A 14,853-nucleotide genomic window follows, 5' to 3' on the forward strand; every position below is an offset into this window, starting at 1 on the left:
TGCAATTCACAATGAAACGTTCAGGTCCGCCGCGATGACCGCCAGCTCAACACCCGCAGTCACGGGCCTGACGGAACAGCAAGCCCGGACCCGGCTCGAAGCCGAAGGCTACAATGAGCTGCCACGACAGGCTCGGCGGACGCCGCTTCGCATCGTCCTGGAGGTGTTGCGCGAACCGATGCTGGCGCTGCTGGTTGGCGCAGGGCTGGTCTATCTCTTACTGGGGGACCTCAAGGAAGCGCTGATCCTGCTGGCGTTCGGGCTTATGTCGGTCGTCATCACCGTGATCCAGGAGACCCGCACCGAGCGTGTGCTCGAGGCGTTGCGGGATTTGACCAGCCCCAGGGCACTGGTGATCCGGGACGGCGAACGGCGGCGCATTGCCGGGCGCGACGTCGCTCGAGGTGACCTCATCGTGCTCGCCGAAGGAGACCGCGTTCCCGCTGATGGATCGCTGTGTGAAGCCTCAGACCTGCAGACGGACGAGTCCCTGCTCACCGGCGAATCCGTGCCCGTGCGCAAGGTCGCAGCCGATCGCGTTGCCGTTGACCATCCCCGTCCCGGCGGCGACGACCAGCCTTACGTCTATTCAGGCTCGCTGGTCGTACGAGGTACCGGGATTGCCGAAGTGATCGCGACCGGGCCGCGCAGCGAAATCGGAAAGATCGGCCAGTCGCTGCAAAGCCTCGATAGCGAGCCGCCGCGGCTTCAGCAACAGACTTCCGCGCTCGTGCGCTGGTGCGCACTCGGAGGCGTGTTGGTCAGTGTATTGGCGGTCGTGCTTTATGGAACCCTTCGGGGTGGCTGGCTTGAAGCGTTTCTGGCGGGTATCGCGATCGGAATGTCCATGCTGCCGGAGGAATTTCCGGTCGTGCTGACGGTATTCATGGCGATGGGCGCCTGGCGTATCTCCAAGGCCCGGGTGCTGACCCGCCGTGCCGCCTCGATCGAAACCCTGGGCTCGGCAACGGTCCTGTGCACGGACAAGACCGGCACGCTCACCGAGAACCGCATGACGATTGCCGAGTTGCGCCGTCCGGACGGCAGCACGCTGCGCAAGTCCGCGCTCTCGCTGCCGCACCTCCCTGCGGAGTTCGGCCGGATCGCCGTTCATGGCCTGCTCGCGAGTACGCCGGAGCCATTCGATCCCATGGAGAAGGCATTTTACAGCTTCGTCCAGCAGGCGCCAGCTGCGCGCCTCGATGTCCCGGGCAATGGCTGGTGCCTCGTACGCAGCTATGGTCTGCGCCCCGATCTTCTTGCCATGACCCAGGTCTGGCAACGGCCCGGTGCGACGCAGCTCCTGGTCGCGAGCAAGGGGGCTCCCGAGGCCATCGCGCGTCTTTGCGGGCTCGCAGAGCCGGAGATGATCGCCTTGCGCGAGGCGACCGATGCCATGGCCGCCGACGGCTTGCGCGTGCTGGGCGTGGCCGGCGCTTCATACGATGGGGCGACGCTCCCAGAGTCCCAGACCGAATTCGCTCTCCGCCTTGTTGGGCTGGTTGGCCTTGCCGATCCGCTTCGCTCGAGCGTGCCGGATGCCGTGCGGGAATGTCTCATGGCGGGCATCCGCGTCGTGATGATCACCGGGGACTATCCGGCCACGGCGCAGGCCATCGCCCGGCAAGCCGGCATCAAGACGTCCGATGTTCTGAGTGGGGACGCACTCCGGCAGGTCGACGACGCCGCGCTCGCGCGACGTGTCGAAATGGTCAATGTCTTCGCGCGCATCGTGCCGGAGCAGAAGTTGCGGATCGTCCAGGCATTGAAGACGAACGGTGAGGTCGTCGCGATGACTGGCGACGGGGTCAACGATGCTCCCTCGCTCAAGGCCGCTCATATCGGCGTCGCCATGGGTGGGCGCGGCACGGACGTCGCGCGAGAGGCGTCCTCGATCGTGCTGCTCGATGACGACTTCGGCTCGATCGTGACCGCAATCCGCCTCGGGCGGCGCATCTACGACAATCTACGCAAGGCCATGAGCTTTATTTTCGCGGTGCACGTCCCCATCGCGGGCATGGCGCTGCTGCCGCTGGTCCTGGGCCTGCCGATCTTTTTCAGCCCGATCCACATTGCCTTTCTGGAGATGGTGATCGATCCCGTGTGCTCGCTGGTTTTCGAGGCGGAAACCGACGAGCGCGACATCATGAACCGGCCGCCACGCCCGCCCGACGCGCCGCTGTTCTCATGGTCCCTGATCGTATGGAGCATTGTCCAGGGAGCGCTTGCTTTCGCCGTCGTCGCGCTCGTCTATATCGTTGGGCTGCGCCGCGGCATGCCGGAAAACGAAGCCCGCGCGCTCGGGTTTTTCGCGCTCGTGCTGACGATCTTCAGCCTTGTACTGGTCAACCGCTCTTTCAGCTCCTCGCTGATCGTTGCCTTCCGCCGCCCGAACGCCGCGCTTGTTTGGATCCTCCTGACGATCGCGGCGGTCCTTGCGGCGGTCCTGTACTGGCCCGCAGCCTCCTTGCTGTTTCGCTTCGGCCCGCTGCATGGCGACGACCTCCTCGTCACCATGGTTGCAGCGGCAGCCGTGCTACTGGTTCTCGAGGCTCTCAAGCCGATTTGGCGCGCACGCCTTCGCGTTTGAGCTGAATGCAGCCCTGTTGCCATCACAGCGCAAACCGGCAAAAATGGGTAGGTGGGGCACTAACGCATTCAGGGCTAGCGCTGATCTGCCAGAAGCAGCTCCTTATCGAACCAGAATAGCAGGACGTATCCGGCTGGAACGAAGAACAGCGTCAGCAGCGAGGCAATTGCAAGCCCCGACATCATGAGCACCGCCATCGGCTGCCACAACGCGCCGCCGGCGATGGCCATCGGAGCCAACCCTAGAACCGTCGTCGCCGAGGTCAGCAGGATCGGACGCAACCGCTTCTCCGATGCGGCCACGACCGCTTGGCGCAGCGGGAGTCTCTGCCGCTCGATATCGATCTGGTCGATCAGCACGATGGCGTTGTTGATGATGATCCCCGACAGGCTGATGATGCCGAGGGTCCCGAAGAACGACAGCGGTTGTCCGGTTACCAGCAGCCCGAACGGGATGCCGGTTAGGATCAGCGGTATGCTCATGAAGGTCAGGAGCGTGCGCCGGAACGAGTTGAACTGCAGGATGATCGCCAGCACCATCACGGCAAGCGCGATCGGAAAGCCGGCGGCGAGCTTCTGGTTGGTCTCCGCGCTTTTCTGGATCTCGCCCCCGACGGTCACGTGATAACCCCCGGTCATGTCCATCTCGTTGAGCCCGGGCTGGATGGATTCCAGCAGCTGCCCGGCGGTCAGCGAGGTGCTGCGGGCCGTCACCGTGATCGTCCGTTCCTGGTTCTTGCGGCGGATCCGCGCGAAGTCGAACCCGGGCTTCAGCCTCGCGACCTGGGCCAGCGAGATGAGGCCGCCGTTCTTCGCGAAGGTCGCGCTGGTGAGGCCTTCCAGGCTCTGCGACGTGTAGGCGCCGGCGCGCAACACGATCGGGATCGAGTTGTCGCCTTCGCGGTAGATCGAGACCGCGGTGCCGCTGAAATAGGTGTTCAGCAGCCGAGTGACTTCCTCGGAGGTCACCCCAAGCTGGCGCGCCCGGTCCTGGTCGATCTCGACGACCACCTTGACGATCTTGTTGCCCCAGTCGTCGTCGTTCTCACGGACGTTCGGTGCCCGCTGCAGCAGGGATCGGGCCCGTTCGCTAAGCGCGAGCAGTCGGTCCCCATCCGGGCCCGATATCTCCAGCTCCACGACGCCGGATTCGACGGCGCCCATGGCCAGCCGCTTGATCTTGAAGCTTGCTTCCGGGTGATTGGCGTACAGGTATTTCCAGGCGCGATTGGCGGCACGGATCGCGCCCTGGTAATCCGTCGTGTTGACCAGGAAGAACGCAGACGCCGGGTCCGGCGGAACGGGGGTCAAGGTGAGATAGAACCTCGGACCGCCGTCACCCACGTACAGGATCTCGCTGGAGATCTCCGGATTGGCCGCCTTGTCGCCGAGCCATCGCTCGATCTTGCGCGCGCGAGCTTCGGTTTGCGAGATATCGGTCCCGTCAGGCATGTTCATGTAGACCAGGAACTGGCTGCGTTCGCTGAGCGGAAACATCTCCTTGGGAATGCGGCTGAACTGAGTGAGCGCGATCACCACCAGCGCGACACATCCCACCAGCACAAGGGGCGAGAAGCGCAAAGCCGAACCGAGCGCGGACGCGTAGAGCCGCTGCAGCCGGGACGGCGGCGCGTCCTCATTGCCGGATCTACCCCGCTGCCTGATCAGCCAAACGGTCAGGGCTGGAAGAATGTACAGCGCTGTGATCCAGGAGCCTCCCAGCGTGAGCGCCACCACGGCCGCCAGCGAGAACGCATACTCGCCGGACGCCCCCGACAGCAGCATGAGCGGCAAGAACGCCGCGATGGTGGTTATCGAGGAGATCAGGAGCGGAAGCGCATACTGCTCTCCCGACGCCAGCCCGGCCTCCTCGGGAGGCATTCCGCGGCCGATCCGGCTGACGATGTCCTCGACGATCACGACCCCATTGTCGACCAGCAGCCCGAGCGCGATGATGATCGCCGCGATCGAGACCTGCTCCAGGGCGATCCCGAGCGCCCGCATGCCGATCAGCGAGAACATCACGGCGAAGGGCACGATCATCGCGGCGATGGTACCCGCCCGCAGCCCAAGGAAAACGATCACGAGCACTGCCACGACGACGAAGGTCTGCGCGACGCTGGACAGGGCGGAATTGACGGAGGCGCTGACCTGATCGGCCTGGTAGGTCGCGAAGGTGACGGCGTAGCCGATCGGAAGGCGCTGCTCGTACTGGCTTGCGGCTTCGCGCAGCTTGCCGCCGAGCTGCGTGACGTCCTGGTCCGGCTGCATGATGACGCTGAGCACGACGGCGGGACGGCCGTTGAAATAGATCGGCTTGACCTTGGGCGAGACGTAGTCGCGGCGGACCGTGACGATATCGGCGAGCCTCACCAGGCTGTCGGTGGTCCCGACCCGGGTCAGCATCGTCTCGATCGCCCGAACGTTCGGAAAATCTCCGGACGTTTCCAGCAGAAGACGGGTGCCGTCCGCGTTGATGTTGCCGGAGGGCAGCACCACGTTCTGACCCTGAAGGTCCTTGATCAGGGCGTTCACTTGAACGCCGATGGCGGCCAGTTTCCTTGTATCCAGTTCCAGCCATACCCGTTCGTCCTGCACACCGTGAAGCTCGACCTTGGAGATGCCGGCGATCTGATAGAGCTTCTTCCGAAAGTCCTCGGCCGTGTCCTTCAGTTCGCGCGGCGAAAAGCCTTCGCCGGTGATGGCGATGGTCGCGATCGCGACATCGCCGAAGTCGCTGTTGACGAATGGCCCGACAACCCCGTCGGGCAGTTCGACCTTGGCGTCGGCCATCTTGTCGCGCAGCCGCTGCCAAGTGGCGTTGACATTGGCGATCTCGTCCTTCAGGTCGACGTAGATCGTCAGGGATCCTTCACCCGCAAGCGTTCTGATGTCCTTGACCTCGGCGAGCTCGCGGATCTTTCGCTCGATGGGAACGGCGACGAGGTTCTCCATCCGCTCGGGCGCCATGCCCGGGAAGAGCGCCGACACGACGGCCGTCCGGATGACGATGACTGGATCTTCGCGCTTCGGGAAGTTCGGATAGAGGCCGATGCCGGCGATCAGCAGCCCGATCATGGCCGCGATGGTGAATCGGGATCGCGCAAGACCGAAGCCGGTGAGGAGGTTCACGGTGCCTCCTGCTCCAACGGCAGCAGCTTCACTTGCTCTCCGTCCGAGAGATAGGACACGCCTGCGGAGGCCAGGATGTCGCCCGGCGTGACGCCATCCACGACGACCAGACGATTCTCGCGGATCCCGCCGACCGTGATGACGCGCTTCTTCACCGTCGAACTTGCTTCGTCATAGCGGAACACGGTGCCGGTGTTCTGCAGCACCTTTCCGCCTTCGGGCACAAGGACGCTCAGCGGGACGAGAAACCCTCTGCGACCCACGACCAGCGGTTCTTCGATCGTCACTTCGACCGACATGCCCGCGTTCAGACCAGGGGCGTTGTTGTCGAGCCTGACCACGACCGGGAAGGCCGATACCTGCTCGGCTTTGGACCCGAGCTCTTTGATCTCGCCTTTGAGCGGAAGGTCGGGTTTGTCGGCGACTTTCACTTCGACCTTCTGTCCGACCTTGAGGCTCTGGAAGGTCGCAGCCGGGACCAGAAAGCTCATTTCGAAGCTGTCGTCGCTGTAGAGTGTGGCGACCGGCTGTCCCGCAGCGACCTGGGCGAAGGATTTGACCTCCACGCGGGCGATGGTGCCGGCGAAGGGGGCCAGCAGCTTGCTCCGGTCGAGGTTGTGGTTGGCCAACTCGAGCTGCCGGCGCGCTTGGTCGAGTTGGGCTCTCGAACTGAGCAGGGTCGCGTTCGACTGTTCGAAAGCGGCCTGGGTGGCAACGCCGCGCTTGAGGAGTTCTTCCTTGCGCTGGAAGTCGGACTGCGCGTTGTCGAGCTGCGCCTGCGCCTGCTGCACGCCCGCGCTGGCCTGGTCCACCTGGCTCTGCAGCGATCTCGGATCGATTTCGGCAAGAACGTCTCCGAGTTGCACCTTCTCGCCGACGGTGAGGCCGACGGCTTTCAACTGGCCACCGATCTCGAACGACAAAGCGCTGACATCGGCGGGCTGCAGAACGCTCGGAAACCGGCGCACGCGGCTCTCCGCGGTTGCAGCCACTTTGTAGGCGCGCAGACCGCGGACCGGCTGTTCGTTCGCTTCCTTCTTTTTTTCGCCGCAGCCCTGCAGGCCGACGACAAGCAGGGCAAGGGCCGCCAATCGCGGTATTCGTCCGATCATTGCCGGCATTCCCCTTGGTCTGTCCGGAGAGGGCTTCGACCAGCCGTATCGAACCGACAACTCACGGCACCACCGCAAAAAACAGAAACCCTGCGAAGATCACCAGGTGAACGACACCCTGCAGCACCGTCGTCCGGCCGGTGCCGAGCGTGATGACACTCAACAGCAGCGTAACCAGCAGCAGCCCCAACTCCTTGACGTCCAACCCGAGTTCGAGCCGGTAGCCGAGAGCGATCGACACCCCGGCCACTGCGGGGATGGTCAGACCGATCGTCGCCAGCGCCGAGCCGAGCGCAAGGTTGAGGCTGGTCTGCAGCCGGTCGCTTTGAGCGGCCTTGATGGCCGCCACCGCCTCCGGAAGAAGAACCAGGGCGGCGATGATTGTGCCGACCACGGCTTTGGGTACCTGGAGGAAGTCTATCGCTCCCTCGACGGTGGGCGTCAGGACCTTGGCAAGCCCCACCACGGCCACAAGGGAGAGGACGAGGAGAACGGCGCTGAGGGTCGTCGTTCCGTTGTCCGGAGGTGGCGAATGATCGTCGGCCGTGCCACCCTTTGCGGCAAGGAAATAATCACGGTGCCTTACCGTTTGGATGAACACGAACGCGAGATAGAGAACCAGAGAAGCAAGCGCGGCAAAGACGAGTTGCGGCGTGTTGTACAGCGGCCCGAGTTCTTGCGCCGCAAGGTTCGGAAGGACCATCGTCAGACTGGTCAGCGCGACGAGCACGGCCAGAGCGGCGCTCGCGCCTTGCGCCTGGAAGCCCTGCTCGTGGTGGCGGACGCCGCCCCACAACAAGCAGGCGCCAACTATGCCGTTGCAGACGATCATGACCGCCGCGAAAACCGTGTCGCGGGCCAGTCCCGCCTTCTCGGCGGGCGCTGCGATCATGACCGAGACGATGAGCGCCGTCTCGATCACCGTCACCGCCAGGGCGAGGATCAGTGTGCCGAACGGCTCGCCTACGCGGTGGGCGACCACCTCGGCATGATACACCGCAGCAAACACGGTGCCGAACAGAGCGGCTCCGGCCGCGGCGTAAAGAATCCCGTTTCCGCCGAGCACGATCGTGACCAACAAGACGGCCCACGCGAGCGCCGGCCAAAGCCACGTCCACCGAGCTGTGCCTGCTACAGCCATGCCCATCCCCCGCGATTGGTCGATTGAAATGTTTCGAGCGTTGGAATCCCAGATCCAGTTCAGCCGAAGAACTCCACCGCGCCGCTTCCGACGTTGTACATCGCCCCGGCAATCTTGATACTGCCCTTCGATTCCAGTTCGGCGAGGACCGGACTGTCCTTCCGGATATTTGCGACGGTCATCTCTACGTTCTTGCGTGCGACGGCATCGACGAAGGCGTAATTCTTGGCCGACCGGTCGCCGGAGTAGGTCGTCGCTTCGACCGCGGGCTTGATCCTGGCGAGCAGCCCGGTGAGGTTGCCGAGCTCCGCGTTGTCGATGGCCCCTTTGATCGCGCCGCAGGCGGTATGGCCCATGACGAGCACGACCTTGGCTCCGGCGAGCTTGCAGGCGAACTCGAGACTGCCGAGAATGTCGGCATTTTCGATGTTGCCGGCGACGCGACAGTTAAAGATGTCGCCGATCCCAAGGTCCATGATGACCTCGGCGGGAGCGCGCGAATCGATGCAGCTGAGCAGCGCGGCCGCCGGGTATTGTCCCGAAGCGCTCGCCTTCTGTTCGCGCAGATAGTTGCGGTCTTTCCGCTCGCCCTTCCGGAAACGCCCGTTTCCTTTCTTCATGGCCTGGATGATCTGGTCGGGGCTCAGCTTGTCGCGCATCTCTCTGGTGAGAGCGTCCGCGCGGGCGTCATCGGCGAGAAAGAGACCGCTACCTGCCAGGCCCACGGCGGTTGCGGCGCTGGCCATCTTCAGGAATTTCCGGCGGGCGAGGCAATCGCAATGTGTTGGATGTTCGGTTCGGTGATGCAAGGCGATCCTCCTCTGACGGGTGCGCTTCGGACGGCGCCGTTACTATGATGGTAGTTTTTACGCATGTACCTGACAAGTCCGCCGGTGGCTTCGCGTCGATCGGTCGAACTTGCGCGTGTTCGTTGGCATTGCCGTGAGCACGGCGCTCGGCAAAAAAGTGGTATTTACCTCAGGTTGTTTGAGCTGGCTGGCGCCAAAGAAGTAACTTGCCTAGCGCTCGTCGCAGTGATGAAATGTCCTTCTGCGTGTTGATCGGTAAGGCATCCCCTCCTTTCAGGAGAGCGATCATGAAGCGGCTTGTTATCCCACGATTGCTACAAATCCTGGCCTGAGGCGCTCCGGGCTGACGCTCTCGGTCGGCCCGTTAGCGGCCGCGATGTCCGCCCCATCGTGGCCCGGCGGCTGATGTGAGGGTGGATGCGGCGGTCCACTCGGCAGAATGGACGACATGCTCGACGACGATCCGGCCTTCGGCCGTCGGGCATGAGCACCTGAAGAAGGCTAAGATCGTCATAAAGGAGCCGACTATGAACACGAAGGCATTGGGAAGAGGATTCCTTGCTGCAAGCGTTGTGCTGTGCGGGATTTCAGGTTCACTCGCCTGGTCTAAAACCGAGGGTTTGTCGTTCTCCATCACCAGCGCGGAGGCCCGGGTCGGCCGCCCCTTGACGCCGATGAGCTACGCCGGCGTCGCCCGTCGAACCACACGACGGGCCGTCGTCGGAGGTGCCGTCGTGGGCGGAGCGGCGGTGGGGTGTCACCGCGTGATGGTCAACGGCGTCTGGGTCTGTCGGTAATCGCTGGCGCCCTCATTTCAGAGCCTTTAAGCTGATATGCAGAACCTGAGATGGGGACGCCTTGTTGACCAAGCGCATTGAGCGCCGACTCGAGGCGGTATTGGCCGCGGATGTCGCGGGCTACAGCCGCCTCATGGGCGAAGACGAAGAAGGGCACGCTCGAACGGCTGAAGGCCTGTCGTCGGGCGCTGATGGATCCCAAAATCGAGGAGCACCGAGGCCGCATCGTCAAAACGACCGGGGACGGCGTGCTCGTCGAGTTCGCAAGCGCGGTCGACGCGGTTCGTTGCGCGATCGAGATCCAGCGCGGAATGGCGAGCGGCAATGTGCAGGACAAGGTGACCACGAGCGTCGTCACCGCGCTGGTGCCGAAGCTGGAGCAGGTCGAGATCGATCGCGTGAAAAACAAGCCGACCGAAAGCCTCGACGCCTACGATAGCTACCTGCGCGCCGTCGCCAGCGCGGTGGCATACACGCGGGAAGGCGACGATCAAGCGTTGGGGCTATTCTACCGTGCCACCGAACTCGATCCCGACTTTGCCGTGGCCTATGGCTGGGCGTCCTGGATTTTCGTAACCCGCAAGTCGAACGGCTGGATGGTCGACCGCCAAGCGGAGACCGCAGAGGGCGCCAGCTTGGCGAGGCGGGCTCTTGAGCTCGGCAACGACGATGCGGCGGCGCTGTGTTGGGGCGGCTTTGCGATCGCCTATCTCGCGCTCGAGCTCGACGAGGGCATCCTTTGCCTGGATCGCGCGATGGACCTCAATCCAAATCTGGCCGCCGCTTGGTACGTAAGCGGTTGGCTGTTGGTCTACGCCGGGGATCCGGAGCAGGCGATCGAGCGCTTGCAAACCGCCATGCGTCTCAGTCCGCGTGATCCATTGCTTTTCCGGATGCAGGCCGGAATGGCCTATGCTCATTTCTTTGCAGGCAACTACGACGAGGCCAGCACCTGGGCGGAGAGAGCCGTGCGTGCGCGCCCCACCTGGCTGACCGCGGTGCGCATGGCCGCTGTCAGCCATGCGCTTGCAGGGCGGCCCAAGGAGGCCAAAAAGTTCATGGATCGCGTAACCGAGATGGATCCCACTCTGCGCGTTTCCGGTCTCGGGGATCTGCTCCCGCTGCGCAGGCCGGAGGACTTCGCCAAATGGGCGGGAGCGCTGCGATCGGCGGGCCTGCCGGAGTGACCAGCGGCGAGATCGCGGGTGATCTTTGACGTGGCTATCTCATCGTGGCGACGTGAAACCACGGCCTGCTGCCGCGCCGCGGACCGGTTCGGGCGCGTCCGCTTGCAATGTCGCGCGCCGCTCGATGATGGCGTGGTTGAACAGGTCGAGCACCAGGCCAAAGGCCGCCAGCTCCTCTTCCTCGATGGCGCCGTCACCATAGCATTCGAGCGTTTCACCGATGATGTCGTCGACCTCGCGCTGCATCGCCAGGAGTTGCTGGTTGGTTTCCGCAGTCCGCACCCCGGAGACCATGGCCAGGATTCGGTTGCGATGACCGGTGTTTTCGTCCCTTTCATCGCGATTCAAATAGTGGCGCAGCCAGGCCCCGACCGAACCGATTCCGGAGAGAAGCAGGAGGGCAAACCAGAAGTAATCGCCGTAGCGGTCGAGAAAGGTGCGTTCGGTGCCGTCGATGACGGCTGCCGCTCCGCGATGCACCGGCAACTCGGCGTCCTTGTCGGTGTCCGGCTTGGCGATGTGCGCAACGCCGGGCACGCGCCGGGCAATCACCTGACGGACGGCGAACAATTGCCGGAAGAAGGCCGCTACTGTCGTTTCGGACAAGGCTCGCTGCGCCACGATCAGGTGGCTGACGCTGACCGTCTCGACCTTGTCGTCCGGCCAGGCCGGATTTGCGTTGAAGACGCTGGGCGGAATTTCTTCGGATTCATAACGCGGGTCTTTCAGCGCGATCGCCTCTGACGCGTCGATCGCGAGAAACTTGGGCTCGCCTCGGGCCCGGACCGTTGCTGCGATGGCCTGCGAGGTGATCTTGCTGTCGAGCGGACCGACCGCCATGAATGCATCGAGCGTCTTGTCGCTCGCCAGCTGGTCGAGTTGATCCGTGCCGAATTGGGTAACCGCGACCTTGTCCGCCTGAACCCCGCAGGCGCTCAGGATCACCCGCAGCAACGCGACGTTCGCCGGAGTCCGGCCGATCACGCCGACCCTGTGGCCGGCAAGATCGGCGATCTCCTTGATTTTCGCCGCGGGCTTTCTCCTGGAGCTCTTGCCCGCAAGTCCGGAAGGCGACCACAGCACAACGAAGTTCTTGCGCAACGTGGCCACGGTCTGCGCATCGGCCGGCATGTCCAGGTCGGCGCGGCCCACCGCAAGCTGGGCCTTGCGGGCACCGAGCAGGCCGAGCGCTTCGACCGCGCCGTCAGTCGTGATCACGGACAACCTGACTGTCCTGCTTTCGCTGGCGAAGGCCTCGGCCGCAGCCTGAACAACCTTGTGATCGTCGCTTCCCGCCGGTCCGACCGCAATCCGGAGCGTGACCGGCTGCAACGCGTAATACAGCGCGCCCGCTGCGCCAGCAAAAATGAGGAATCCGACTCCCAGGATCAGCAATAACGTGTTGCCCCTTCTCCGCCGCCGGCGGGCTACGTCACTGGTTGCACCTGTACCATCGGTCGAGGACATATCTGCCGCCGGTCGGAGCGCAAAAGCCTGCTGCTTTGCAGGCATACCACATTCCCGAGGCAACGTCCCAGCAGCGACCTTGGTTGCAACAGCTGCAGCGCCGGTGACCACATTCAGGCCACAAGCGACCTATGCGAGGACTGATGCAACGAGGATTCATCCGGCTCTAGAACGTCACGCGCGCGCCCGCGTAGAATGCGCGCGGCCTTGCCGGGCTCAGCGAGCGTGGGTCGGTGAAGGGATTGCCGCCGTTGCCGAAGTTGGGCACCGCGGTGGTGTCGAAGAAGGTGCCGTAGGTCGCGTAGCGATTGTCGAAGATGTTGTCGATCTTGCCGTAGAGCTGGACGTTCTTGCTGAGCTGGTAGGAGGTGTGCAGGTTGAACACGGTGTAGGAAGGCAGCTTCGAGGCCTGATTGGACTCGTCTCCGACCAGATATTGGCTCGACACGAACAACGCATCGCCGCCGATTTTCCAGGCGTCGGTCACGGCATATTCGATCCCGGCCTTGACGCGGTGGCGTGGCACGGCCGGAATCTGGTTGCCGGGAACGACGTGGATGGTGCCGCCGGCGGCAAAGGGACTGTTGGACGAGAGCTCGAGCGCATCGAGGAAGCGCGCGTCCACCAAAGCATAGCTGGCGTGGAACTGGAGCGTCTCCGATTTGAGGTTGACCTCGGCCTCGATGCCCTGCCGGCGCGTCGCGCCGACGTTCTGGAAGAAGCCGAAACCCTGCCGTCCCGCCACCGGCAGGCCCATGATGTCGTCATAATTGGTCGCCCGGAAGCCGCCGATCTTCCAGCCGAGCGTGCCGATGTTCAACTCCCTCGTCCCGCGCAGGCCCGCCTCGACCGTCTTGGACACCACCTGCTTGAGCGGCGGATCGGAGACCAGGAAGGATGCGATCAAGCAGGGGTTGTTCGGATCGGCGCAGCCGAGCTCGAGCGGCGTCGGCACGCGGTTGGCCTCGGAGTAACCGGCATAGGCGGTGAGCTCGGGCGTAATCTTGTAGGTGCCGCCGATGATCGGATTGAAGCGGTCGTAGCTGTGATCGCCGTTGAGCGCGGTGCCAAGCTGGTCCTCCAGCGTGACGCGGGCGTGGTTGAAGCGGCCCCCCCCGGTGATCGCGAAGGCATCGGTCACGTTGAAGGTGTCGAGCGCATAGAGGCCGGAATATTGATTGACGGTGCGCAGCGACACCGGGCCCATCTCGCCGGTCGCCGGTGTGCCGGATGGTCCCAGAAAAATCCCGCTGCCGCTGACGACATAGTCGGTGCCGATGGTCCCGAGCTCGGCCATGGCGTTGAAACGCGTGACGCTGGCGTCGAAGCTCGCGCCGACCACGAAGCGATTCTCGTGCTCGAACAGCTTGTCGGTATTGGTCGCCTGCGAGGAGACACCGAACGTCGTCGATCGCGTCGTCGTGCGATCGATCTCGCCGAGCAGCGTGCCCGACGCGAAGGGGTTTACGAGCTGCGCGCCGTTCAGGCCATTGGCGGCCGAGGTGTCGTCGCCAAAGCACAGCAAGCCGGGGACGGCGCACTCCTGCACGCTGGTGGGATTGCCATCGACGACGTGCTGCTCGAACACGCGTGCATGCGCTGTGCTTTCGAACGTCCAGGTCGGCGTCGCCTCGACCTTGCCGGTCAGGTTGACGTAGCCGACGCGATTGTTGGTGGTCTGCGGGTTGGTGTAGATTGCGCCCCAATATTGCTGCAACAGCTCGGCGGGAACAGTGGCGGAGGCACCAAAGTTGTTGTTGGCAAGCCCCATGTTGACGTGAAATTCGCTATCCCCGCCCTTGTAGCCGATGTCGCCGTAGAAGCGGCGCACGTCCGATTGCGCGGAGTTGCGGAAGCCACTGTCGTGCAAGCCCTCCAGCGCGGCGTAGACGGCGTAATTGGTATCGACCTGCTTGCCCCATTGTGCCGAGCTCTGGATGCGGCCGAACGAGCCGCCCATCGTATCGATCTCGGCGCCTTGATAGGTAAATCCGTCCTTCATTTGCAGGTTGACCGCGCCGCCGAGCGCGTTGAGGCCGAAGGCGGGATTGTTGGTCACCACCGTGACCGAGCGGATCGCGGCGGTCGGGATCAGGTCCCAATTGACGCTGTCGGCGAATGCTTCGTTGATGCGCACGCCGTTCTGGTAGACGGCAAGCCCTTGCGGCGTGCCGACGATCGGCGAGGCCACGAAGCCGCGAAACTCGACATTCGGCTGAAACGGATTGCCGCTCACCTCGGTGATGTTGACGCTCGCGACATTGTCACGCAGCGCGTCGGTGACGTTCATCGAGCCGGTGCGCTTGATCTGGCTGGCATCGACCGCGTTGATGCTGGAGGGGACCTTGTCGACATCAAGGCCCTTCGCATTGCCCGGCGCCGTCGGGTAGACGTAGATGCGGGTGTTGGGTTTGCCGGAACTTACGACGCGCGTCGGCGCGCGCGGCGCGCTGCGACGCGCGGTCGGCTGCGGCGCCACCACCTCCACCGCAGGGAGGTTCTGGACGTTGGTGTCCTCGTCCTGCGCCGCCGTGGCGGCGTCAGTCCAAAGCATCAGCCCCGTCGACATCGAGGCCATCAAAAGCTTTCGCACGCCCATCCCTGCCGTCCCATTCCCAA

9 protein-coding genes and 1 pseudogene are annotated in these 14,853 nt (G+C 63.9%); 4 read left to right on the forward strand and 6 right to left on the reverse strand.

Annotation, left to right across the window (positions count from 1 at the left end):
• Positions 1 to 34 precede the first annotated feature (34 nt).
• Positions 35 to 2,590, forward strand: a complete 2,556-nt coding sequence (locus tag AC0L2O_RS11305; RefSeq protein ID WP_473369769.1) for a cation-translocating P-type ATPase — start codon at positions 35 to 37, stop codon at positions 2,588 to 2,590.
• Positions 2,591 to 2,664: 74 nt separating this feature from the next.
• On the opposite strand, the gene AC0L2O_RS11310 is transcribed toward AC0L2O_RS11305, so the two are convergent.
• From AC0L2O_RS11310 to AC0L2O_RS11325, 4 genes are all read right to left on the reverse strand, one after another.
• On the reverse strand, positions 2,665 to 5,721 hold the full coding sequence (locus tag AC0L2O_RS11310) for an efflux RND transporter permease subunit (protein ID WP_473369770.1): 3,057 nt from the start codon (positions 5,719 to 5,721) through the stop codon (positions 2,665 to 2,667).
• Positions 5,718 to 6,833, reverse strand: coding sequence for an efflux RND transporter periplasmic adaptor subunit (locus tag AC0L2O_RS11315; protein ID WP_473369771.1), 1,116 nt, complete (start codon positions 6,831 to 6,833; stop codon positions 5,718 to 5,720). Before AC0L2O_RS11315 ends, AC0L2O_RS11310 begins: the two co-directional genes overlap by 4 nt.
• 61 nt (positions 6,834 to 6,894) lie before the next feature.
• Positions 6,895 to 7,980 carry a calcium:cation antiporter gene (locus AC0L2O_RS11320; protein WP_369722332.1) on the reverse strand — a complete coding sequence of 362 codons (1,086 nt, stop codon included), beginning with the start codon at positions 7,978 to 7,980 and terminating at the stop codon, positions 6,895 to 6,897.
• Between the two features lie 53 nt (positions 7,981 to 8,033).
• Positions 8,034 to 8,783, reverse strand: a complete 750-nt coding sequence (locus AC0L2O_RS11325; RefSeq protein WP_473369772.1) for a carbonic anhydrase family protein — start codon at positions 8,781 to 8,783, stop codon at positions 8,034 to 8,036.
• Positions 8,784 to 9,310: 527 nt separating this feature from the next.
• Here AC0L2O_RS11325 and AC0L2O_RS11330 point away from each other — a divergent pair.
• The 3 genes and pseudogenes from AC0L2O_RS11330 (at position 9,311) to AC0L2O_RS11340 (ending at position 10,767) form a co-directional block, all read left to right on the forward strand.
• The gene (locus AC0L2O_RS11330; RefSeq protein WP_473369773.1) at positions 9,311 to 9,580 is read left to right on the forward strand and encodes a hypothetical protein; all 270 of its coding nucleotides are present in this window, start codon (positions 9,311 to 9,313) and stop codon (positions 9,578 to 9,580) included.
• 76 nt (positions 9,581 to 9,656) lie between these two features.
• A pseudogene (locus AC0L2O_RS11335) lies at positions 9,657 to 9,906 on the forward strand (nucleotidyl cyclase domain-containing protein); the annotation flags it as partial.
• A gap of 429 nt (positions 9,907 to 10,335) precedes the next feature.
• Positions 10,336 to 10,767, forward strand: a complete 432-nt coding sequence (locus AC0L2O_RS11340) for a tetratricopeptide repeat protein (RefSeq protein WP_473369901.1) — start codon at positions 10,336 to 10,338, stop codon at positions 10,765 to 10,767.
• A gap of 39 nt (positions 10,768 to 10,806) precedes the next feature.
• On the opposite strand, the gene AC0L2O_RS11345 is transcribed toward AC0L2O_RS11340, so the two are convergent.
• The gene (locus tag AC0L2O_RS11345) at positions 10,807 to 12,234 is read right to left on the reverse strand and encodes a TAXI family TRAP transporter solute-binding subunit (protein ID WP_473369902.1); all 1,428 of its coding nucleotides are present in this window, start codon (positions 12,232 to 12,234) and stop codon (positions 10,807 to 10,809) included.
• A 166-nt stretch (positions 12,235 to 12,400) separates the two neighbouring features.
• Positions 12,401 to 14,833: a TonB-dependent receptor gene (locus AC0L2O_RS11350; RefSeq protein WP_473369774.1), complete on the reverse strand. Its 2,433-nt coding sequence runs from the start codon at positions 14,831 to 14,833 to the stop codon at positions 12,401 to 12,403.
• Positions 14,834 to 14,853 lie beyond the last annotated feature (20 nt).

The organism is Bradyrhizobium sp. Kon10, assembly GCF_055807395.1.